Here is a 21940-nt window from a genome sequence, read left to right as displayed (position 1 = left end):
GAGGCCGCATGACCGCAACCACCGAACGCCGGCTCGCCCTGGGGGCACTCGTCCACGGCTCCGGCGGCCACATCGCCGGCTGGCGGCACCCGGGCGCCCGCCCCGACGGGCAGCTCGACTTCGCCTTCCACGCCGACCTGGCCCGCACCCTCGAACGCGGACGGTTCGACGTGCTGTTCGTCGCCGACGTCGTCGCCGTCCGGGGCCACCAACTCGACTCGCTGTCCCGCACCGGCCGCGCCGAGCAGTTCGAACCGCTGACGCTGCTGGCCGCGCTGTCGCTGGTGACCGAGCACATCGGCCTGGCGGCGACGGCGGCCACGACCTACAACCACCCCTTCCACATCGCCCGCAAGTTCGCCTCCCTGGACCACCTCTCGGGCGGCCGCGCGGGCTGGAACGTGGTCACCTCCGTCGCACCCCTGGAGGCGGCGAACTTCGGCTACGACCGCCACCTCGCACACGAGCTGCGCTACCGCCGCGCGGATGAGTTCGTGCAGGTCGTGAAGGCGCTCTGGGACAGCTTCGACGACGAGGCGGTCGTACGGGACAAGGCGACCGGCCGCTACTACGACCCGGCCGGACTGCACACCCCGCACCACCGGGGCGAGTACTTCGCCGTCCGCGGGCCGCTGAACATCTCCCGCCCGCCGCAGGGCCATCCGGTGGTCTTCCAGGCCGGATCCTCCGAGACGGGACGGGAGTTCGCGGCCCGGCACGGGGAGGTCCTCTTCACGACGCAGCACGAACTGGGCGCCGCGCAGGCCTTCTACGCCGGCATCAAAGCACGGGCGGCCGCCCATGGCCGCGACCCCGCCCATGTGCTGGTCTGGCCGGGCCTCACCCCACTCGTCGCGCCCACGGAGACGGAGGCGCGGCGGCGGCTCGCCGAGCTTGAGGGCCTCATCCACGACGACGTCGCCCGGCGCCTCGTCCAGGACGGCATCGGTGACCTGGACCTGACCGACCATCCGGTGGACGGTCCGCTGCCGGACATCCCCGAGACCAACCGCAGCACATCGCGCCGCGATCTGCTGCTGAAGCTCGCACACGACGAGAAGTTGACGATACGTCAGCTCGCACACCGTCTCGCCGCGGGCTCCGCCGTCGCCGGTACGCCCGAGCAGATCGCCGACCACATCGAGGCCTGGTTCCGCTCCTACGCGGCCGACGGCTTCCACATCTCCTTCCCCTATCTGCCCGGCCCCGCCGAGGACTTCGTGGACCAGGTCGTGCCACTGCTCCAGGAACGGGGGCTGCTGCGCACCGAGTACGAGGGCGGCACCCTGCGCGAGAACCTCGGGCTGCCGCGTCCCGCCGCCCGTGACCGACACCTCCAGGAGACCGGACGATGAGCCGCCGGACCGGACACCTGCACCTCAACGCCTTCCTCAAGCCGCCGGGGGAGTACCTGGCCGCCTGGCGGCACCCGGACACCGTGGCGGGCGCGGGCGTCGACATCAGGGAGGTCCTCTCCTTCGCGCGGACCGCCGAACGGGCCGCCTTCGACGCGGTGTTCCTCGCCGACCTGGTCGGCGTGCCGTTCGCGAGCGAGGACGTCCTGAGCCGGGTCAGCGTGGTCAACGACTCCTTCGAGCCGACGACGCTGCTGGCCGCGCTCGCCGCCGGCACCTCCCGCATCGGCCTCATCGCCACCGCCTCGACCAGCTACAACGAGCCCTACCACGTGGCCCGCACCTTCGCCTCCCTCGACCACATCTCCGGCGGCCGGGCCGGCTGGAACGTGGTGACGTCCCTCAATGACGGAGAGGCCCGGAACTTCGGCCTCGACACCCACCTCGACCACGCCACCCGCTACGACCGCGCCGAGGAGTTCCACGACGTGGTGACGGGGCTGTGGGACTCCTTCGAGGACGACGCCTTCCGCCACGACCAGGCGAGCGGCGTCTACTTCGACCCCGCCAAGCTGCACGCGCTGAACCACGAGGGCACACACCTGAAAGTCGCCGGGCCGCTCAACATCGCCCGGCCGCCGCAGGGTCACCCGGTCATCGTGCAGGCCGGCGCCTCCGAGGCGGGCAAGAACCTCGCCGCCCGTGTCGCCGACGTGATCTTCTCCGGTATCAACGACCTCGGCCGGGCCCGGGAGTTCTATGCGGAGATCAAGGAGCGCGCCGCCGCCCACGGCCGCGACCCGGACCACCTCAAGGTCCTCCCGGCCCTGTCCGTCGTTACCGCCCCCACCGAGTCCGAGGCCCGCGACAAGCTGGCCCGGCTCACCGAACTGCTGCCCCCGCAGGTCGCCCTGGCCGACCTGTCCTACTGGCTCGGCGGCTTCGACCTCAGCACCTACCCGTTGGACGGCCCGCTGCCCGAACTCCCCGTCTCCAACCAGTCGCACACCGCCCAGCAGCAGATCTACGAGGACGCCCGTCGTGACAACCTCACCATCCGCGACCTCGTCCGGCGCGTCGCGAACGACGACCGCACCCTCACCGGCACGCCCCAGCAGATCGCCGACCACATCGGGGAGTGGTTCCACAACCGCGCCGCCGACGGTTTCAACGTGATCTTCCCGTACCTGCCGGGCACCTTGGACGACTTCGCCGAGCTCGTGATCCCCGAGCTGCGCCGCCGCGGCCTGTTCCGTACCCACTACACGGGCCGCACGCTGCGCGACCACCTGGGCCTGCCGCGGCCGTCCCGGCGGGCCTAGCATGCTTCCGGGAGAGGACAGCGCCGCACGACGGGTACTGCTGGTGTGCATGGCCGCGGGCGCCACGACCCTGCTGGACCAGGCCGTCCTGAACATCGCGGTGCCGAGCATGCGTCAGTCCATCGGGGCCACCGGGGCGGACCTCCAGTGGATCGTGGCCGGGTACTCGCTGGCCTTCGGCCTGGCCCTCGTCCCCGGGGGCAGCCTCGGGGACCTGCACGGCCGCAAGCGTCTCTTCATGGCCGGGGTGGCGGTCTTCCTGGCGGCCGGGGTGACGGCCGCGACCGGCGGCGGACCGGGGACCCTGATCGGTGCCCGGCTGGTGCAGGGTGCGGCGGCCGGGCTCGTCAACTCACAGGTGATCGGCACCGTTCAGGACGTCTTCCACGGTGTCGGCCGAGCCCGTGCGCTGGGCATGTACGCGGTCACCGGCGGCGTGGCCACGGCCCTCGGCCCGCCACTCGGCGGTGCGCTCGTCGCCGGGCTCGGCCCCGAGGCGGGCTGGCGGTGCTGCCTGTTGATGAGCCCACCGTGCGCCGTGCTCACTCTGGCCCTCGCGGCCCGCTGGTTGCCCCCGCCCCGGCGCACCGCCCACGACTCCCGGCTGGACGTCCTCGGCCTCGCCCTGCTCTGCGGCTGCACGCTGACACTGATGGTGCCCTTCATCCGCACTCCGGACAGTGGGGGAGAGGCGCTCCAGTGGGGCACTGCGGTGTGCGCGCTGGCAGCCGTGTTCGCCGTGCACCAACGCCTGCGGGTTCGACGGGGCCGTCCGCCGCTGGTGCACCCGGCGCTGACTTCGTCGAAGCCGTACATGCTGGGCACGGCCGTCGCCATGGCCCAGTTCGGCTCCTCGCTGGCCGCGTTCCTCGTGCTCACCGTCTTCCTGCAGGACGGGCTCGGCCTGTCCGCTCTGTTCACGGCAGCGGTCACGCTCCCCGGGGCAGTCGGGATGGGCGTCTCCTCGGCCTTCGCGTGGCGGCTGGTGCGGCGGATCGGGCCGCGTACGGTGACCGTCGGCCTGACCCTGGGCATCGGCGCCGCGCTGGCGGGGGCGGTGGCCGCGCTCCAGGTGCCGACGGCGGTGCTGCCCGTGGCTCTGGCGGGAACGCAGCTGATGTCCGGCGTCGCCGGAGGACTCACCGTCTCACCCAACCAGGCCCAGGTGTTGCAGCACGCTCCGCCGGAGGCCGCGGGAGTGGGCGGCGGCATCCTGCAGATGGCCCAGCGCATCGCGGCGGCCGTCTGCCTCAGCGCCGTCCCCGCGGTGTATCTGCACGCCGCTTCCGGTCCGTCGGGCGGCAGCCACCCCCGGGCCGGGTACGCCCTGGCCTCCTGCGTCTGCGCCGGCCTGCTCGCCGCCGCCCTGTTGCTGTCGCTGCTGCGCCGGGCAGCCACGCCGGCCCGCCCGTCGGCACTCGCGTCGACGAACCATGCCGGCGTGGTCCCCCGCCCCAGGGAGACGACCTGACCCTCCGTGGCGCGGCAGCCCTGTTGACCGTCTCCGTCGCCGTTCCGTAGGCCTCGGCGACCGGCCGTACGTCCACGGCCCTCGCTTTCCCGCGGTCGGCGTCCGGTCCCTGTCGCCGCGCGGTGTGGACGTGACGCTTGTGGGCCGGGGCCGGCCGGCGGCCGGGTGACCTGGTGCCGTCCCCAGATGTCGGGGCAGAGTGTCGTCGAGTTCCCGCCGGTCGTCGTGGGATGGATCACACCCTGCGGATTGAGTACGGTCTCCCGTGGATGTCCGTACCCACGCATGACGGCCGAAGCCCGGATGCGAGGATGAGGCGCCATGACAGCAGGGTGGTGTGCTCGCGCGATACGGGCCGCGGTGTTCGCGGCCGTGTGCGTGCTGCTCGCTGCCCTGGGCCACGTCCTGATGTCCGGCACCGACGTGCCCGCGTGGGCGCTGGCCGCCGGCGGGGCCGTCACCGGTGCCGTGGGCTGGTGCCTGGCGGGGCGGGAGCGCGGGCTGCCGTTGGTCGTGGCGGTCGTGGTCGCGGCCCAGACCGCACTGCACGAGGCGTTCTCCCACGCCCAGTCGGCCTCCAGCTCGTCCGGCGGCTCCGCATCCATGGACATGAGCGGCATGAGCTCCATGCACAGCTCCATGGGCATGGGCTCGATGCACATGGGCTCGATGCACATGGGCTCGATGCACATGGGCTCCATGGACATGGGTGCCCTGCACAGGGACCACACGGGCATGAGCCCCATGGATCACATGGGCCACTCCATGGACGGCGGTTCGTCGTCGTTCGGCATGCTCGCCGCCCACCTGCTCGCCGCGGTGTTGTGCGGCCTGTGGCTGGCGTACGGCGAGAAGGCCGCCTTCCGGATCCTGCGGGCGGCGGCCGGATGGCTGGCGGCGCCGCTGCGGTTGCTGTTCGCCCTGCCCGGTACCCCCGACCGCCCGCGAGTCCGCCCGCGGCGCCGCCGCTCGGACCGGGCGCCGCGTCTCCTTCTCCTCGTCCACGCGATCACCTCTCGGGGGCCGCCGGTGGGGACGGCTGTCGTCTGAAGACAGCTGGTTTCCCGAGGCTGCCCGGCTCCCCGTGTGCGCCTCGGGCCACGGCCGTACGACCGCACAGGCGCTGCACACCAGCACAGGCGTGGTAGCGCCACAGCGACGCCGTAGGGCCGTCTCTCCCCCTTTCACCGGACCGCGCGCTGTGGCGCGCCCCTGGTCCGGATCACGGTTGACCCGAGAAGGACACCAGGTGACTACCTCTGCCCTGCCCACCTCGCGCCCCCGGAGTGACACCCCGGCAGCACTCGACGAATCGATCACCGCATGGGCCCTGGCCGCCCGCGGCGGTGACGCGCACGCGGTCGAGCAGTTCGTGGGCGCCCTGCACCGGGACGTCCAGCGCTACGTCGCCTATCTGTGCGGCGACCCCCAGGCCGTGGACGACCTGGCACAGGACACCTTCCTGCGCGCGCTCGGCAGCCTGCACCGCTTCGAGGGGCGTTCCTCGGCGCGCGCGTGGCTGCTGTCCATCGCCCGCCGCGCGGTGATCGACAGCTACCGGTACGCCGCCGCCAGGCCGCGCCTCGCGGACGTACCGGACTGGCAGCTGGCCGCCGAACTGGCCCAGCCGTGCGACCTGCCCGGTTTTGACGACGGCATCGCCCTGCTGGACCTGCTGGCGTCGCTGCCCGATGACCGCCGGGAGGCGTTCACCCTCACGCAGCTGCTCGGCCTGCCGTATGCGGAGGCCGCCGAGGTGAGCGACTGCCCGGTCGGCACGGTCCGCTCCCGCGTGGCCCGCGCCCGGGCGGCCCTGATGGACCTGCTCGACGAGGTGGAGAGGACCGCCACGCCGGCAGCCTGACGCTCCGGGAGGGTGTCGGTGCCGACCGGGAAAACCCCGGCACCGACACTCTCGTCAGCACCTGGGAACCGCTCTCCCGAGCCGTGCCGCCAACTTTCCGGGAACTCCCTGGAACTCCCGGGAACTCGCGTGGTGTTCGCCCCGACTTCTGGAGCGGGTGACGGAGGTTCGCCCGCGTACCGAGTGGATCCGGGAGTTGTTCGATGCGTTCTCGAGTGTGGGGCGGTACGGCGGCCGTCGTGCTCGGCGGCCTGCTGGCGGCGGGCTGCGGCAGCGGGCAGAAGGACACCGGCAGCGGGAGCGCGGGGCAGGCCGAAGACTCCGTCCCGGGCGCCTACCCGGTGTCCGTCACCGACTGCACGGGCGCCAGGACCACCTTCTCCAGCGCCCCGAAGAAGATCGTCACCAGCAACGCCTCCAGCCTGGAACTGCTGCTGCGCCTCGGTGCCGGTGACAAGGTGATCGGCACCGGCTTCCCGCCGGGCAAGGGCACCTTGCCCCGCACGCTCGACGCCCAGGCGCAGAAGGTGAAGGTGCTCAGCCGGAGCGTCATCCCCAAGGAGAAGCTGCTCGGCTCCGGCGCCGACCTGTACGTCGACACCTTCGCCTCCATGGGCGGCATGGGCGGCGGAGGAATGGGGGACGCGCCGACGGCAGAGGAGTTCCAGGCCGCCGGAATCCAGCACATCTACCTGAAGTCCACCGCCTGCGCGGCACAGAGCAGGACCCCGGTGACCGACCTGTCCGCGGTGGAGGCCGACATCACCTCTCTCGGCGCGGTCACCGGCACGAGCGCACGGGCGAAGGAACTCGTCACCGGGATGAAGGAGAAGGTGGACGCCGTCCAGAAGGCGATCGCCGGCACGGCGGAGAACAAGCGGCCGACGTACTTCTTCTTCGACTACGACGCCGGCACCGAGCAGCCCTCCGTCACCTGCAACCGCCAGGTCGCCAACGCGGTCATCACCCTGGCCGGTGCCCGCAACGTCTTCGCCGACTGCGACGGCGACTACAAGCAGGTCGGCTGGGAGGACGTGATCGCCAAGAACCCCGACTGGATCCAGCTCGGGATCCGCAACCGGGGCAGCGAGGTGGCGAACAAGAAGGCATTCGACGAGGCCGAACAGTGGCTGAGGTCCCATCCGGCGACCAAGGGCCTCAAGGCAGTGAAGGAAGGCCACCTCCTGCGCGTCGGCTCCGAACGGACGACCATCGCGGGAGTCGGGAACGCCGACACGGTCGAGGAGATCGCCAAGGCCCTCTACCCGGGCAAGGTCGGCTGACCATGCCCTCCACGCTGGTGCGCCGAAAAGCCTCGGCTCCGGAAGAACGCAGTCTGCCCGCGACACCGCTGGCGGTAGTCCTCGCAGTGGCGCTGCCGGCCGCGCTGACGGCCGCGGTGGCCTGGGGATCGACGTCCATCCCGCCCGGCGAGGTGTGGGGCGTGGTGTGGCGAAGACTGTCCGGTGAGGCGCCGCGGCCCGGCACGAACGACCTGATCGTCTGGCAACTGCGCGTTCCGCGCGCCCTGCTCGCCGCTCTCGTCGGCGCCGGGCTCGGTGTCGTCGGTACGGCCGTACAGGCGCTGGTGCGCAACCCGCTGGCCGACCCGTATCTGCTGGGGATCTCCAACGGAGCCTCCCTCGGGGCGGTCGTCGCGATCGTGCTCGGACTCGGCGCGGGCGGGGCACTGGGCCTCGGCCTGTCCGGCGCGGCCTTCGCCGGTGCGCTGGCCGCCTTCGCGCTGGTGTGGGCGGTGGCCCGGCGCGGCGGGGGCTTCGCACCGCTGCGCCTGGTACTGGCCGGGGTCGCGATCGGCCAGTTCCTGTCCGGCTTCACCAGCTACCTGGTGCTGCAGGCCGGGGACGAGCAGCAGACGCACAGCGTGCTGTTCTGGCTCATGGGCAGCCTCAGCGGAGCGAACTGGCAGATGCTCGCCGTGCCCGCCGTCGCCGTGCCCGTCGCTCTGCTGTGGCTGCAGGCGCGTGCCCGCGGCCTGAACGCTCTGCTGATGGGCGACGAGACGGCGGCCGGACTCGGTGTCGACGTCACCCGGCTGCGCCGCGAACTGTTCGCCGTGACCAGCGTGCTGACCGGCGTCCTGGTCGCCGTCTCCGGCGCCATCGCCTTCGTCGCCCTGATGGTGCCGCACGTCTGCCGCCTGATCGTCGGCGGCGACCACCGGCGCCTGCTTCCGGTCTCGGCCCTGTTCGGGGCAGTGCTGCTGGTGGTGGTCGACATCGTCTGCCGTACGGCCATGGACACGCAGGAGCTGCCGGTGGGCGTGGTCACGTCGCTGCTCGGGGCTCCGGCCCTGCTGTATCTGCTGGACCGGCGCCTGGGGAGCGGCAGTTGAGGATCGACATCGAGGACCTGCATGTCGCCTACGCCGGCCGTACGGTCGTCGCGGGTGCCCACCTGATCGCCGCCGAGGGCGAGATCACCGGACTGGTCGGGCCGAACGGCAGCGGCAAGTCCACGCTCCTGCGCACCGTCTACCGGCACCTGAAGCCCGCCGCCGGGCGGGTACGTCTGGCCGGCACCGATCTGCGCGAGCTGAGCCCGGCCGAGTCGGCGCGGCACGTGGCCGCTCTCCCGCAGGAGCGGGGGAGCGACTTCGAGCTGAGCGTGCGCGAGGTCGTCGCCATGGGCCGCACCCCCTACAAGCGAGCCTTCGCCGGTGAGGACGCCACTGACCGGGACATCGTCGCCCGTGCGTTGGCCGACGTCGGCATGGACGAACAGGCGGGTCGCCGGTTCACGGCGCTGTCCGGCGGGGAACGCCAACGCGTCCTGCTGGCCCGTGCGTTCGCCCAGAGTCCTGACGTCCTGGTCCTCGACGAGCCGACGAATCATCTCGACATCCGCCACCAGGTCGGCCTGCTCGCCTTGCTGCGGGCCCAGCGCCGTACCACGTTGGTGTCGCTGCACGACCTCAACGCGGCTGCTTCCGTCTGCGACCGCCTCCACGTCCTGCACGCCGGATCGGTCGTCGCCTCCGGCTCGCCGCGCGAGGTGCTCACGCCCGCCCTGATGGCGCAGGTGTTCGGGGTGCGGGCGGCCGTGGTCGACCACCCCCTCACCGGGGATCCCTTGATCGCCTTCGACCACCGGGCACCCGCCGACGCGGAGCCCCGGGCACCTCGGAGACCTCTTCCCTGATATTCGCCGCGTGTCGCCGTCACCTCAGAGGCCGGATCCAGCCTCCCCGTCACATTTCTTCCGGACAGGTCCGGGAACTCACGTGCGGTCCCTCCCGACTTGTGGGACGAGGCTGCCTTCCGGCAGCCCGCCCACGAAGGCGAGGGGCAGAAAGGTGACAGACAACAGACCCGGTTCGGAACAGCCCGGACACATACCCGACGGCTCTGCCGGCGAGGACCGCTGGCTGCTGGTGGCCGTGGCGGGCATGCTCTCGTTCGTGGCGATGCTCGACATGAGCATCGTCAACGTGGCTCTCGCGGACATCGCCGACGGCCTGCACGTCTCCGCCGCGACCGCCCAGTGGGCCGTGCTCGGCTACCAGCTTCCCGTCGTCGCACTGCTGTTGCCTGTAGGCCGCCGGCTGGACGGTGTGGGAATGCGCTCCGCCGTACTCGTCGCGACCGCCGGCTTCGCACTGTGCAGCGCGTTGGCGGCCGCCGCTCCCTGGGCTGCCTGGCTGATCGTCGCCCGCATCGGGCAGGGCGTGTTCGGGGCAGTGCTGTTCGTGCTGATGCCGGTCCTCGCGATCCGCTCCGTACGGCCCGAGAGGCGAGGGCGGGCGATGAGCGTGCCCGCGACCCTGGGTCCGCTGGGGGCGCTGACCGGGCCGGCCGTGGGCGGGCTGCTCCTGGACCATCTGGGCTGGCACGCCGTCTTCCTCGTCAAGATCCCCTTCTGTGCGCTCGCCCTGGTCGTGGCCCGGCGCGCGATGCCGCCGGACGGCGCCCTGCGCCGGCCCGACCGGCGCTCGGCGGCAGAGGCCCTCCTGGTGGCCACCGGGGTGGCGGCTCTGCTGCTGGCGCTGACCCTGGCCTCGGACCGTCCGGCGTGGCTGGTGCTCGCGCTCGCGGCAGTCCCGCCGCTGTGGTGGTGGCTGCGCGGTCCGGGAGGGCGCCCGGTGACCGGCGTGCTGCGCGTCTCGGGACTCTTCCGGGCACACGGGGCGGTACTGACGCTGGCGGCCGGCTTCGCCGCCATGCACTACGTCGTCGCCCTGCACCTCCAGCGCGACGACGGCGTCAGCGCCACGACCACCGGGCTCACCGTGCTCGCCCACCCGCTCGGTATGGGCCTGGCCGGACCGCTCGGCGGACGCCTCGCCGACTGGTACGGCGCCCGGCCGACCGCAGTCGCCGGCGCTGCCTTCACCGCCGCCGGCCTGGTTCTCCTCGTTCCGTTGGGCGGCGACTGGTCACCGCTGGACGTCGCCTGGCGGCTGGCGCTGGCCGGCATCGGCATGGGCTTGAACGGAGGCCCGACCCAGGCCCTGGTCATGGGTGCCGCCCCACCGGAGCGGACCGCGACCGTCGGCTCGACCGTCCAGTTCGCCCGCAGCCTCGGTTTCATCCTGGGCCCGGCCCTGGCCACCGCCGCCTGGGGCCTTGCCGGACCTGCCGACGGCGTGCACGCCGCCCTCGCCGTGGCCGCTACCGCCGCCTGTCTCGCCGTACCTCTGTCGGCGCTGCCCGCCCGACGGCCGGCCGTCGGGCCGGAGAAGACCACCGACGCGGCGTCCGCCGCCCGTCGTTGAGCAAGGAGTCACCCGTATGTGCGGAATCACCGGCTGGGCGTCCTTCCACCATGACGCTCGCACCCAGGGCCCGGTCATCGAGGCCATGACCGCCACCCTCACGCCCCGCGGCCCCGATGCCGGAGGCGTCTGGCTGGGCGAGCGTGCCGCGATCGGCCATCGCCGCCTGGCCGTCATCGACCTCGAGGGCGGCGTGCAGCCGATGGCCGACCGCCCCGAGCAGCCGGACATCGTGCTCACCTACAGCGGCGAGGTGTACAACCACCACGAACTGCGGACCGAGCTGCGTGGCAGGGGTCATGTGTTCCGCACCCGCAGTGACACCGAGGTGGTGCTGCGCGCCTACGAGGCGTGGGGCGAGGACGTCGCCGACCACCTGGAGGGCATGTTCGCGTTCGCGGTCTGGGACGAGCGGGCACAGCGGCTGCTGCTGGTGCGTGACCGGCTCGGCGTGAAGCCGCTGTTCTGGGCGGCCGTCGACGGCGGTGTGGCCTTCGCCTCCGAACCCAAGGCTCTGTTCGCTCACCCCGGGATACGGCCCCGCGTGGACGCGGACGGGCTGCGGGAGGCGTACAGCCTGCTGTTCAACACCGGGCCGACGGTGTGGTCCGGGGTCCGGGAGGTGGAGCCCGGTGGGCTGCTGGTCCTTGACCGGCACGGCATCCGCGAACGCCGCTACTGGCAGCTCGAGGCCAGGGACCACGGCGACGATCAGGATGCGACGGTGGAGCGGATCCGTGCGCTGGTGGGCGCGGCGGCCCGCAGCCGGCTGGAGGCCGACGTCCCGCTGTGCAGCCTGCTCTCCGGCGGCATCGACTCCACCGTCCTGACCGCGCTGTTCGCCGACGAACTACGGCTGCGGGAGGGGACGGAGGCGAGGATCCGCTCGTACGCCGTCGACTACAGCGACCAGGCCGAACAGTTCACGGGCGACGTCCTGCGCACCGGTCACGACACCCCGTACGCCACCGAGGCCGGCGCCTTCATCGGCACGGAGCACAGCACCGTCGTCCTCGACCCGCGTGCTCTGCTCGACCCCGAGCACCGCAAGGCGGTCGTCGTGGCGCGCGACTCGCCGATCGGAGTGGGCGACATGGACACCTCGCTGTACCTGCTGTTCGGCGAGATACGGCAGCACTCCACTGTCGCCCTGTCAGGCGAGGCCGCAGACGAGGTGTTCGGCGGCTACCCCTGGTTCCACAACCCGAAGGCCCTCGCCGCGCGGACTTTCCCGTGGCTGCTGGTCACCGGCGACGAGGCCGCCATGCCTCTCAACCCCGAACTCGACCTCCGCATAGGCGAGTTCCGCGACGACACGTACCGCAGCGCACTGGCCGCCGTACCGCACCTCGACGGCGAGGGTCCCGCCGAGCACCGGCAGCGCGAGATGCAGCACCTGTCCCTGACCCGCTGGCTGCGCCAGCTCCTGCACCGAAAGGACCGCCTCAGCATGGCCCAGGGCCTGGAGGTGCGGGTGCCGTACTGCGACCACCGGCTCGTCGAGTACGCCTTCTCCACGCCCTGGGCGCTGAAGAGCTTCGACGGCCGCGAGAAGAGCCTGCTCCGCGTCATCGGTACGGGCCTCGCCCCGGACTCGGTGCTGTACCGGCCCAAGAACCACTACCCGACGACCCACCACCCCGACTACAACCGCGGCCTCCAGCAGATGGCCCGCGACGCGCTCGCCACCGAACAGGTCCGCGCCCTGGCCGACGAGACCCGGATCAAGCCCTGCCTGGACACCCCGCCCGACCGGCTGGAGTGGGGCCACCGCCTGCGTCTGGAACGCGTCGTCGACCTTGCCCTGTGGCTGGACCACCACAAGCCCGAACTCGCCCTCTGAGGAGCCTCCGCATGACCACCCAGGAGCCGATGCCCGGCACCCGTCCGGACATCCTGCCCGACCCGGTCCCGCTGATGGGCTGCCCCTACAAGGCCGACCCCTACCCCCTGTACGAGCGGATGCGCGAAGCCGGTCCGGTCCACCGCGTCCTCTTCCCCAGCGGAGTGCAAGCCTGGCTCGTCACCGGCTACGACGCCGCCCACGCCGCGCTGAACGACGACCGCCTCGGCAAGAACCACGACCGCGGCAACGACCGCTGGCGCGCCCGCGCCTCGATCATGCCCGAGCCCCAGCACTCCCAGCTCCAGGTCCACCTCCTCCACCAGGACCCGCCCAAGCACACGCGCATGCGCCGCTTCGTCACCGACGCCTTCACCCCACGCCGGATCGACAGCCTGCGCCCCCGCTTCCAGGAACTGGCGGATGCGCTGATCGACGCCCTGCCCAAGAGCGGGCCCGCCGACCTCGTCACCGGCTTCGCCGCCCACTTCCCCTTCCAGGTCCTCGCCGAAGTCATCGGCCTCCCGCAGGAACTCGCGGCCCGCTTCGACCGCGACTGGGGCAAGGTCGTCCAGCCGGTCGGCCCCACCGACCCCGGCCGCCCCCTCTACGAAGCCCGGCTGCACGGCCTGCAGAGGTACATCGCCGACGTCGTCGCCCACAAGCGCGAACACGGGGGCGACGACCTGCTCAGCCGCCTCGTCGTGGCCCGCGACCGCCGTGAGCTGTCCCAGGAAGAGCTGGAATCGATGATCTTCCAGCTCCTCGTCGCGGGTCAGGAACCGGTCACCCACCAGATCACCACGGCTCTGATCGCTCTCTTCCGCAACCCGGACCAGCTGGCCCACCTGCGCGACGAACCGGACCTGCGGCCCCGCGCGGTGGAGGAACTCCTGCGCTACGACAGCGCCTTCGAGCTCACCACCTGGCGCTTCTTCGACAAGGACAGCGATCTGCACGGCACCGAGGTGCCGGCCGGTGACTCCGTGATCGTCTCCCTGTGCGCCGCCAACCGCGACCCGCGCCGTTTCCCCGACCCCGACGTCCTCGACTTCGACCGCAGCCCCAACCCCCACCTCGCCTTCGGCCACGGAATTCACTTCTGTCCCGGCGCGGCCCTCGCCCGCGCCGAACTCCAGATCGCTCTGGGTGCCCTGCTCACCCGGCTGCCCGGCCTGCATCTCGCCATCAAAGCCGAGGACATCGAGTGGATCCCCGCCGTCCTCGGTCGCGGCACCAACAGCCTGCCCGTCGGCTACGACCGACGCCTCTGACACCGACGTACCGCTGACCGTGTCCGGCCACACAGGCCGGACCGGTCTCGGCTGACCCGAACCCGCTGACCACTGGCGCCTGGTGTGCATTCCCGCCACGGCGCCATGCCGACGTGCCCTCGTACTCCAGGAGGAACGACATGCCCCTGACGATCCCGTCAGACACCCTCCCCACCCGCATCGGCACCGAGATCCTCAACCTGCTCCTGCCGCATCACCGCACGACCGATCGCGCTCCCGTTCCCGCCCCTGCGGAAGCGTTCCCTCACCAGTTGCGCCGCATTGCCGACTTCGTACACGAGGGCGCCCCGGTCGTCTTCACCCTGCCAGCCTTCCCCTGTAAGTCCCCCAACCCCGCCAAGGTCCTCGGCCACCTCCCCGACCAGGGCGAACGCCTCTCCCTGACGTTTCTGAACACCCTGTGCACCGAGATCGAGCGGATCTACCCGCCCGGCGCCCGGGTGATCATCTGCTCCGACGGCCACGTCTTCGGCGACCTCGTCCACGTCCCCGACCACCACATCGACGCGTACGCCGACGACCTTCGCATACAGATGGCCCGACTGGGCCTGGACAGACTGTCCGTCTTCGACCTCCGCGACATCCTCGGCGACCTGCCGCACGACACCAAACGCGCCCGCGTCCACGACCGCTACGCCCCCACCCTGGACGCCCTGCGCGCCGAGGTCTGTGCCGACGACCAGACCCTCGCCCTCTACCGGGGCATCACGCGCTTCCTCGTCGAGGACACCGCCGACTGGACCGGCACCCGCTCCGCCCTTCAACGCGCATGCCGGCAACGCGCCTACGGCGTCATCCAGCGCAGCCGCGCCTGGGGCGACCTGATCGCCGAGCACCACCCCCACGCCGTACGCCTCTCGATCCACCCGCAACCCGTCGGCGCCCCGAAATTCGGCATCCGCCTCCTCGACGCCTCCGACGCCTGGACCACTCCCTGGCACTCCGTCGCACTCCACCGCGCCGACGGCACGTGGACGCTCGTGCCCCGGGCGACGGCGGCTCGGCTGGGCCGTCTCGTCCGACGCGACGGCAGACCCAGCCACTTCGTGCACAACTGATCAGGCCGGGGCCGCGGTGCGGGCACTGTGCCGTCAGCCGGTGTTCGCGGCGCGGGCGCTCCAGCACTCCTCGATCTTGGCCAGGCGCCAGTAGGTGATGCCGAAGGAGACTGGGTCGTCTCGGTCGACTCCGCCATCGTGCGCGCCCACGGTGGACCCTCCGGTGCGTCGGCCTGCAATCCTTGATAACTCGGCGCATGCGCACGATTACCGTGAGTGTTCCGTGTGGGCGCGCTATCAGGGGCCGTCCCGGCTGCCAAGCTCTGCACTCTCGCTCATCGGGCGAGTGTGCCGGGCGGGACTATCCGCCTCGACCACCCGGTGAGCTGGACGTATCCGGGCGAGTTCGCGGGGGAACCCGGTAGGGACGAGGCGGGGAGGTGCTTGCTGTGGCCGGTGACGAGGGCCTGGGCCTGGACGAGGTGTTGCGGGCCGCGGAGAACGCGGCTCCGGTGGAGTCCGTGGACGTGGTGGCGGAAAACCTGGAGAAGCGGTTCTCGGCGACGGAAGTGTGCTTCCTGCTGCTCGACATCCACGGCCAGGAAGCCGTCCGGCTGCCCAGAGCCGGCCGAGCGGGGCAGGCGCGCGGCCAGGCAGAGAGGATCGACCTGGCGGGCAGTGTCTATGAGCGGGTGCTGCGCTCGCAGCGTCTGCGCCAGGAGGACAACGGGGAGGGCGCATGCCGGCTGGTGGCGCCGGTGACCAACCGCGGCGACTGCGTCGGCGTGCTGGAGATGGTGGTCCCGCACGCGGATGCCGCGGTGCGTGATGCGGTGGTGCAGGCCGCGCACGCGTTGGCGTACATCGTGGTGACCGATCGCCGCTTCACCGATCTCTACCACTACAGCCGGCGCACCACCGCTGTCAGTCTGGCGGCGGAGATCCAGCACCAGTTGCTGCCGTCCGCGCCCTGCTGCGAGGCCGCCCACTTCACCCTGGCCTGCGCCCTGGCCCCGGCCGAGGACGTGGGCGGCGACACCTACGACTACGCCCTCGACCAGGACATCCTGCATCTGTCGGTCACCGACGCCATGGGACACGACACGGCCTCCGCGCTGCTGGCCACGCTGAGCGTCAACGCCCTGCGCGGGGCTCGGCGCGCCGGCCGCAACCTGCTGGACCAGGCCTACGCCGCCCACCAGGCCATCACCGACCACGCCCGCGGCATGACCACCGGCCAGCTACTCCGTGTTCGGCTCGACACCGGTGCCGGTGAGCTGATCAACGCCGGCCACCCCTGGCCCCTGCGGCTACGCGGCAACCGCGTGGAGGAACTGCCCCTGAAGGTGAACCTGCCGTTCGGGGCGCCCGTCCCCGTCACCTACGACATCCAGCGCTTCCACCTGGAGCCCGGCGACCGACTGGTGCTGATCACCGACGGCATGCAGGACCGTCGCGCCGCCACCGTCGACCTGCCGGCCCTCATAGGCGACACCCGCGACCAGCATCCCCGCGAAGTGGTCCGGGCCCTGACCGAAGCGGTCCACGACGCCTGCGGCGGGCACCTGCCGGACGACGCCACCACGGTGGTTCTGGACTGGCACGGCAGCCGCTCCGGAGAGCGCGACACCAACGGCGGCTCCAACACCTGACGAGAACGGGAACGGCCGCCGCCTTCGACCTCGCCGGGCGGTGGACGAAGCGGCCCTTTTCCCGGTCCGGCCGCGTGTGGCCAGAATGCCCCAGGCCTCCTGCGGCCGGCAGCCGAAGCCGGCCATCAGCACACCCCGCGCCATGTCGATCAGCCAGAGTGTTTTCCCTCCTCAGCCGGCCGGTGTGGCGGTCAGGACCAGAGCCGCTTGATCGTCGTCTCCACCCGCCGAGCCCGAGAACGCGCGCACCGCCCGGGTGACGGCATCGATGACCGTTTCGGGGCTGGTGTGGTGCTGAGCGACAAGAGCCTGAGTCAGGCGGTCTTCGCCGAACTGCTCACCGTGATCATTCCGGGCTTCGGTGAGCCCGTCCGTGTAGAGCAGCAGGCTCTCGGTGGGGCGAAGGCGCAGACGGTGGGGGACGAGTGGGAGGTGCGGGGTGATGCCGAGCAGCGGGCCCTCGCACGGGACGGGGTGCGGGGCGTGGGTGCTGGTGATGTGGAGGGGGAAGGTGTGGCCGGCGCGAACGAGGGTGATGTCGAGGCCGCTTTGGGGGACCGGCGTGAGATGGCCGTAGACGAGAGTGACGAAGCCGGTGCCGTGGCTGTGGGGGCGGTCGAGCAGGGCTTTGTTGATCGCCTGGACGACGGCCTCGGGGCCGGGGAGCAGGGGGGCGACGGCCCGGGCGGTGTGCCGGACGAGGGCGGTCGTGGTGGCGGCGGTGGCGCCGCGCCCGCAGACGTCCCCGAGCATGAACGCCCAGTTGCCGTCGCCGAGTGGAAAGACGTCGTAGAAATCGCCGCCGATCTCCAGTCCCTCGCCCGCGGGGTGGTAGTAGGTCGCTATCTGGGCGTCGCGCAGGGCGGGTACCTCGGGCAGAAGGAGACCGGCCTGGAGATCGCGGGCGAGAGCGACGCGTTGGGTGTACTGGCGGGCGTTGAGGGCGGCTGAGGCGGCGCGGCGGGCGAGTTCCTCGGCGAGGGCGACGGTGTGCCCGTCGAAGCTGTTCTCGCCGGTGGTGAGCAGGGTGAGGGCGCCGAAGGTGCGGCCGCGATCGAGCAGCGGGACGCACAGGTAGCCGGTGACCTCGAGGTCGTGCCAGGGGCCGGGGCCGGTGGGGGTACGGCGGGCGACCTCGCTCAGGCCGGAGGCCAGGACGCGGGCGACCGCGTCGTCGCCGGCGTCGTAGACCGGGATGTGGGAGGCGAGCAGTCGGTCCTCGTCCGCAGTGGGCGCGGCGGTGGCGACGCGGCGCACCCGGCCGGCCTCGACGACGTCGACCGCGCACAGCGGTGCCAGCCTGGGCGCACACAGGGCGGCCAGCCGTTGGAGGGTCTGGGTGTGATCCAGGTCGGCGGTCAGGAGTGTGCTGGCTTCCAGCAGGAAGGCGAGGTCGGCCCGGGCGGCCTTCTCCTTCGCCTCGGCGGCCCGCCGCGCCTCCTCGGCCTGGTGGCGTTCGACGGCCAGAGCCGCGGTCTCCGCAAACACCCTGGCCAGAGCCAGATCGGCTTCCTGAGGCGCACGCGGGGTGCGGTGGTACATGGCGAAAGTGCCCAGCAGCGAGCCGTCGCGGGCCAGGATCGGAGTGGACCAGCAGGCCGCCAGCCCTGCCCGGTCCGCGAGATCGCGGAAGTCGTCCCAGAACGGGTCGGTGGAGATGTCGGTGACGATGACCGGCGCGCGGCGGTGGGCGGCGGTGCCGCAGGAGCCGACTCCCTCGCCGGTGGCGATGCCGTCGATGGCCTGGTTGTAGAAGTCGGGGAGGCTGGGCGCGGCACCGTGGCGCAGGTGCCTGCCGTCGGCGTCGGCGAGCAGCACGGAGACGAGCACCTCCTCGGGTGCGAGGTCCTCGATGGCGCGGGCCATTCCCTCCAGCACCTGCTCCAGCGGAGCCTGCCTGGCGATCTGCTCCAGCAGCACGCGGTGCTCGGCCGCGAGCCGCTGGGCGTGCATGAGCTGGGTGGTCTCCACGCCGATGACGCGTACGCCGATGACGTTGCCGCCCGCGTCCAGCCGGGGCTCGTAGGTGAAGTCGAAGAACGCCTCCCGCGCATCCGGGCCGGTACCCAGGACGACACGGGCGCTACGGCCGACGTGCCGCTCACCGGTCCGGTACACCCGGTCCAGCAGGGCGAGGAAACCTTGGCCGGCGAGTTCCGGCATCAGCTGCCCCAGCGGCACTCCGGTGCGCGCACGCGTTGCGCCGCCGATCGCGGTGAAGGCCGGGTTGGCCGCTTCCACCATGTGCGCCGGACCGGCCAGCGAGGCGAACACGGCCGTGGACTGGCCGAACAGGACCCGTAGATCGCGTTCGTCGTCCCCCGGGCAAGGCTCGTCGACGTCCCGGGAAAGACCAGGCGCGGGCTGCTGTTCCGAAACGTGCGTCATCGCCCGCTACCTTCCATTCGCCGAACGCAGCGAGGGACGGTCCTCGCCGGCAGGCTCTCGAACCGTGCAGCCGGCGCTCACGGCATGGTGCAGGGTGTCGTGTACCCCGATCGCCTGATCCAGCCCTGTCAGGGCGAACACACGCGCGACGGAGGATGGCACGGCGGCCAGTCGCAGCACGCCGCCCTGCGCGGAAAGCCGCTGGTGGATCCGGATGAGGAAGCTGATCCCGGAGGAGTCGCAGAAGGTGAGCCCGGTGCAGTCGACCACCACCAGCGCGGGCGGGGGCGCCTCGCTCAGTACCTGATCGGCGGCCTCCCGCAGCTGGACGGCACTCTCATGGTCGAGCTCGCCGCGCAGAGTGAACACGCACGCCCGCGCCATCGGTCCGACCTGCACCGAGAACACCCTCTGCAGCCTCCATCCCCTCACCGGACAACCCGATGAACGATCATAGGAGCCACCGGACGAGCTCCCTGGGCCCTTACCGGCGGCAACCGCCTCGTCGGCGCATCGGTCCACCGGTACACCAAGGAATGAGCATGACTCCGGGGTGACGGGGTACGCGCGGCGTCGTCGGTCGTTTTGGCGGGCAGCAGTGGTGAGATCAACCGTGGGAGGGGAAGCAGCATGGCACGCAGCGCGCTGGCGATGCAGACTCGGACGATCGAGTTGCCGGAGGTCGCAGATCCGTCCCAGGTGGCACCCAAGGACGCGCGCGAGCTGTCGAAGTTGTTCTTCGACCGGTTGGCGGTGACGGAGGAGGGTACGGCCGACTACCAGTACGCCCGGAACACGCTGATCGAGATGAACATGTCCTTGGTCCGCTACGCGGCCGGTCGGTTCCGCAGCCGGGGCCCGGAGGAGATGGAGGACATCGTCCAGGTCGGCATGATCGGCCTGATCAAGGCGATCGACCGGTTCGAGATCTCCCGCGAGGTGGAGTTCACCTCCTTCGCGGTGCCGTACATCGTGGGCGAGATCAAGCGGTTCTTCCGCGACACGACCTGGGCCGTGCACGTGCCCCGGCGTCTCCAGGAGGCCCGCGTCCAGCTTGCCAAGGCGACCGAGGAACTGCGCAGCCGTCTCGACCGTGATCCGACGGTCAAGGAGCTGTCGGAGCTGATGAGCCTGCCCGAGGACGAGGTCCGCGAGGCCCGTCTCGCGTCGAACGGCTACAACTCCTCGTCCCTGGACGCCGCGATCAACGGCAGCGAGGACGGCGAAAGCGCCCTGCAGGACTTCATCGGTACCGAGGACGCGGCGCTGGAGCTCGTGGAGGACTTCCACGCCCTCGCCCCGTTGATCGCCGAACTCGACGAGCGTGACCGGAAGCTCATCCACATGCGCTTCGTCGAAGAACTCACCCAGGCTCAGATCGGCGAACAACTCGGAGTGTCGCAGATGCACGTCTCCCGCCTGCTGTCCCGGTGCCTGGCCCGACTGCGCGAGGGCATGCTCACGACCAGCTGACCCCTTCCGAGGTGCCGTTCGGATGCCCGCCACCGTTGTGGCGGGCATCAGCCGCGTCCGGTGTGCGTCACCGTTTGAGCGGCAGCGTCATCGGCCACCGGGCATCCAGCAGTTGTGGAGCGCTGTCGAAATCGATCTCGCCGCACGCCATGATCACCGTGAAGTCACGGTGATGGCTGGAGCCGTCCCGAGAGAACGAGTTACCGCCCGGATCCTCCTTGAGCCCCCAGCCTCTGCCTGACCTTGCCCTAATGCGCGTCCTCATGAAACCGGAAAGGGCCCCCTTGCAAGGGGGCCCTTTCCATCGACGAAGGTCAGTGCTTGAACGCGTCCTTGGCCTTTTCCTTGGCTTCGCGGGCGTCGCCGGAACTCTTCTCTGCCTGCCCCTCGGCGGCCATGCGATCGTTGCCGATGGCGCTTCCCAGGGCCTCCTTGGTCTTGCCCTTGGCCTGCTCGGTCTTCGCCTTCGCCTTCTCGTTGGCAGTCACAGAACAACGCCTCCTCGTAGCTTCAGGACCGCGGTCGCGGTAACCGGCTGGTGCCCCTGCTTTCCCTTCATAAACAAGGCCTCGATGTCGAATATTGAAGAAAAGGCAGGGAAGGCGGGCGGGCAGGAGGTCGATAACTATGGTTCCCCTGCTTCTGGTCCTGCTTCTCGCGGTCGTCCTGTTCGGTGCTGGTTTCGCCGTCAAGATCCTTTGGTGGGTGGCCCTCGCCGTCCTGGTCGTGTGGCTGCTCGGTTTCGTCGCGCGCTCCACCAGTGCCGGTGGTGGGCGCGGTCGCTGGTACCGATGGTGAACTGAGCCGCAACGGCGCCCGCGGGGCCCATACCGGGACGGTATGGGCCCCGCGGGCGCCGTCGGTGAGCGTGTACGGCTGTGCCGCGGGAGCAGCGGCGGCCCTGACATTGGTCGGCCTCCGTCGGAGCAGGCCCTTGTGCTACGGCGGGAACCGGGTTCCGTCAACGGGCTTCCGCCGGCGCTCCCTCGCCCTCCGGCGGATGCCGGACGGCGGGGGTGGGCGGCGCGAAGCCGGTCCAGGCGGTGCGGGCGCCCCGGAAGAGCAGAGCCAGTGACTGTTGCGGGCTCTGTCCGGCGGTGTCGACGACGACGCGCTCGCGGTCCCACGGCTCGTACTCCCGGTCGACGACCTGCTGCCAGTCGGGCAGCGGCAGATCGGGAATGTCGGCCGAGCGCGAGGTCACGCGGCGCCGGTGCTCCGCCGTATCCGAGCACACCACTTCCACCTCGACGACACGCACGCCCGCCGCCACGGCCGTGTCCCGCCAGGCGTCACGGGTCACACTCAGCGGATTGACCGATTCCGCGATCACGGTCAGCCCCTGCCGCAGATGTTCCTCGGCCAGGGCATATCCGACGGTGTAGCCCACGGGACCAAGCGGGCGCTGGGCCGCCCCGGAACGGACGATCGCCTGCTCGATCGTGTCGACCCGCAGATGCACCGCACCGATCCGGGCCGCCAGGAGGCGGGCGAGCGTGGTCTTGCCGGTGCCGGGCAGGCCGCCCATGACGATGAGCACAGGA

General features: G+C 71.4%; 19 protein-coding genes. 15 read left to right on the top strand and 4 right to left on the bottom strand.

What is annotated here, in order from left to right; genetic code table 11:
* The first annotated feature begins 8 nt into the window (after positions 1-8).
* The 13 genes from IEZ20_RS12965 (at position 9) to IEZ20_RS12905 (ending at position 16535) form a co-directional block, all read left to right on the top strand.
* The gene (locus IEZ20_RS12965; RefSeq protein ID WP_189297763.1) at positions 9-1355 is read left to right on the top strand and encodes an LLM class flavin-dependent oxidoreductase; all 1347 of its coding nucleotides are present in this window, start codon (positions 9-11) and stop codon (positions 1353-1355) included.
* Positions 1352-2677: an LLM class flavin-dependent oxidoreductase gene (locus tag IEZ20_RS12960; RefSeq protein WP_189297761.1), complete on the top strand. Its 1326-nt coding sequence runs from the start codon at positions 1352-1354 to the stop codon at positions 2675-2677. The genes IEZ20_RS12965 and IEZ20_RS12960 overlap by 4 nt, the downstream gene beginning before the upstream one ends.
* A gap of 1 nt (position 2678) precedes the next feature.
* Positions 2679-4148, top strand: coding sequence for an MFS transporter (locus IEZ20_RS12955; RefSeq protein WP_189297759.1), 1470 nt, complete (start codon positions 2679-2681; stop codon positions 4146-4148).
* A gap of 321 nt (positions 4149-4469) precedes the next feature.
* Entirely contained in the window at positions 4470-5198 is a 729-nt protein-coding gene (locus IEZ20_RS12950; RefSeq protein ID WP_189297757.1) for a hypothetical protein, read from the top strand.
* A gap of 199 nt (positions 5199-5397) precedes the next feature.
* Entirely contained in the window at positions 5398-6012 is a 615-nt protein-coding gene (locus tag IEZ20_RS12945) for a sigma-70 family RNA polymerase sigma factor (RefSeq protein ID WP_189297755.1), read from the top strand.
* Positions 6013-6215: 203 nt separating this feature from the next.
* Positions 6216-7295 (top strand): ABC transporter substrate-binding protein, encoded by a 1080-nt coding sequence (locus IEZ20_RS12940; RefSeq protein WP_189297753.1) that lies wholly within the window; start codon positions 6216-6218, stop codon positions 7293-7295.
* A gap of 2 nt (positions 7296-7297) precedes the next feature.
* Positions 7298-8368, top strand: a complete 1071-nt coding sequence (locus tag IEZ20_RS12935; RefSeq protein ID WP_189297751.1) for a FecCD family ABC transporter permease — start codon at positions 7298-7300, stop codon at positions 8366-8368.
* Positions 8365-9174 carry an ABC transporter ATP-binding protein gene (locus tag IEZ20_RS12930; RefSeq protein ID WP_189297749.1) on the top strand — a complete coding sequence of 270 codons (810 nt, stop codon included), beginning with the start codon at positions 8365-8367 and terminating at the stop codon, positions 9172-9174. The genes IEZ20_RS12935 and IEZ20_RS12930 overlap by 4 nt, the downstream gene beginning before the upstream one ends.
* Before the next feature lie 154 nt (positions 9175-9328).
* Positions 9329-10747 (top strand): MFS transporter, encoded by a 1419-nt coding sequence (locus IEZ20_RS12925; RefSeq protein WP_229896044.1) that lies wholly within the window; start codon positions 9329-9331, stop codon positions 10745-10747.
* A gap of 16 nt (positions 10748-10763) precedes the next feature.
* Entirely contained in the window at positions 10764-12590 is a 1827-nt protein-coding gene (gene asnB / locus IEZ20_RS12920) for an asparagine synthase (glutamine-hydrolyzing) (protein WP_189297747.1), read from the top strand.
* A gap of 11 nt (positions 12591-12601) precedes the next feature.
* The gene (locus IEZ20_RS12915) at positions 12602-13864 is read left to right on the top strand and encodes a cytochrome P450 family protein (protein ID WP_189297745.1); all 1263 of its coding nucleotides are present in this window, start codon (positions 12602-12604) and stop codon (positions 13862-13864) included.
* Positions 13865-14004: 140 nt separating this feature from the next.
* The gene (locus IEZ20_RS12910) at positions 14005-14943 is read left to right on the top strand and encodes an L-tyrosine/L-tryptophan isonitrile synthase family protein (protein ID WP_189297743.1); all 939 of its coding nucleotides are present in this window, start codon (positions 14005-14007) and stop codon (positions 14941-14943) included.
* Between the two features lie 389 nt (positions 14944-15332).
* Entirely contained in the window at positions 15333-16535 is a 1203-nt protein-coding gene (locus IEZ20_RS12905) for a PP2C family protein-serine/threonine phosphatase (protein WP_189297741.1), read from the top strand.
* A gap of 171 nt (positions 16536-16706) precedes the next feature.
* On the opposite strand, the gene IEZ20_RS12900 is transcribed toward IEZ20_RS12905, so the two are convergent.
* Together IEZ20_RS12900 and IEZ20_RS12895 are read right to left on the bottom strand one after the other, a co-directional pair.
* Entirely contained in the window at positions 16707-18923 is a 2217-nt protein-coding gene (locus tag IEZ20_RS12900; protein ID WP_189297739.1) for a GAF domain-containing SpoIIE family protein phosphatase, read from the bottom strand.
* A gap of 6 nt (positions 18924-18929) precedes the next feature.
* Positions 18930-19331, bottom strand: a complete 402-nt coding sequence (locus tag IEZ20_RS12895; RefSeq protein WP_189297737.1) for an STAS domain-containing protein — start codon at positions 19329-19331, stop codon at positions 18930-18932.
* A 222-nt stretch (positions 19332-19553) separates the two neighbouring features.
* On the opposite strand from IEZ20_RS12895, the gene IEZ20_RS12890 reads away from it, so the two are divergent.
* Complete coding sequence (locus IEZ20_RS12890; RefSeq protein ID WP_189297735.1) at positions 19554-20396, top strand: RNA polymerase sigma factor SigF; 843 nt, start codon at positions 19554-19556, stop codon at positions 20394-20396.
* 314 nt (positions 20397-20710) lie between these two features.
* On the opposite strand, the gene IEZ20_RS12885 is transcribed toward IEZ20_RS12890, so the two are convergent.
* Positions 20711-20884, bottom strand: coding sequence for a CsbD family protein (locus IEZ20_RS12885; RefSeq protein ID WP_189297733.1), 174 nt, complete (start codon positions 20882-20884; stop codon positions 20711-20713).
* 139 nt (positions 20885-21023) lie between these two features.
* Between IEZ20_RS12885 and IEZ20_RS12880 the strand changes: the two genes are divergently transcribed.
* A complete protein-coding gene (locus IEZ20_RS12880; protein ID WP_189297732.1) occupies positions 21024-21194 on the top strand; it encodes a hydrophobic protein in 171 nt (56 codons plus the stop codon).
* A 163-nt stretch (positions 21195-21357) separates the two neighbouring features.
* Here the strand turns inward: IEZ20_RS12880 and IEZ20_RS12875 are convergent, their stop codons facing one another.
* Complete coding sequence (locus IEZ20_RS12875; RefSeq protein WP_189297730.1) at positions 21358-21936, bottom strand: P-loop nucleotide/nucleoside kinase family protein; 579 nt, start codon at positions 21934-21936, stop codon at positions 21358-21360.
* Positions 21937-21940 lie beyond the last annotated feature (4 nt).

The sequence above is a fragment of the Streptomyces cinerochromogenes genome (assembly GCF_014648635.1).
Classification (GTDB): Bacteria; Actinomycetota; Actinomycetes; order Streptomycetales; family Streptomycetaceae; genus Streptomyces; species Streptomyces cinerochromogenes.
The sequence above is the reverse complement of the archived record's forward strand: the minus strand, read 5'-3'. Positions and strand labels throughout refer to the sequence as shown.

Excerpts from the sequence above, each read along its gene's own strand:
- IEZ20_RS12950 (WP_189297757.1), top strand. The coding sequence starts at position 4,470 with ATGACAGCAGGGTGGTGTGCTCGCGCGATACGGGCCGCGGTGTTCGCG.
- IEZ20_RS12900 (WP_189297739.1), bottom strand. The coding sequence starts at position 18,923 with ATGACGCACGTTTCGGAACAGCAGCCCGCGCCTGGTCTTTCCCGGGAC.
- IEZ20_RS12965 (WP_189297763.1), top strand. The coding sequence starts at position 9 with ATGACCGCAACCACCGAACGCCGGCTCGCCCTGGGGGCACTCGTCCAC.
- asnB (WP_189297747.1), top strand. The coding sequence starts at position 10,764 with ATGTGCGGAATCACCGGCTGGGCGTCCTTCCACCATGACGCTCGCACC.
- IEZ20_RS12955 (WP_189297759.1), top strand. The coding sequence starts at position 2,679 with ATGCTTCCGGGAGAGGACAGCGCCGCACGACGGGTACTGCTGGTGTGC.
- IEZ20_RS12915 (WP_189297745.1), top strand. The coding sequence starts at position 12,602 with ATGACCACCCAGGAGCCGATGCCCGGCACCCGTCCGGACATCCTGCCC.
- IEZ20_RS12910 (WP_189297743.1), top strand. The coding sequence starts at position 14,005 with ATGCCCCTGACGATCCCGTCAGACACCCTCCCCACCCGCATCGGCACC.
- IEZ20_RS12880 (WP_189297732.1), top strand. The coding sequence starts at position 21,024 with ATGGTTCCCCTGCTTCTGGTCCTGCTTCTCGCGGTCGTCCTGTTCGGT.
- IEZ20_RS12960 (WP_189297761.1), top strand. The coding sequence starts at position 1,352 with ATGAGCCGCCGGACCGGACACCTGCACCTCAACGCCTTCCTCAAGCCG.
- IEZ20_RS12935 (WP_189297751.1), top strand. The coding sequence starts at position 7,298 with ATGCCCTCCACGCTGGTGCGCCGAAAAGCCTCGGCTCCGGAAGAACGC.
- IEZ20_RS12890 (WP_189297735.1), top strand. The coding sequence starts at position 19,554 with ATGGCACGCAGCGCGCTGGCGATGCAGACTCGGACGATCGAGTTGCCG.
- IEZ20_RS12940 (WP_189297753.1), top strand. The coding sequence starts at position 6,216 with ATGCGTTCTCGAGTGTGGGGCGGTACGGCGGCCGTCGTGCTCGGCGGC.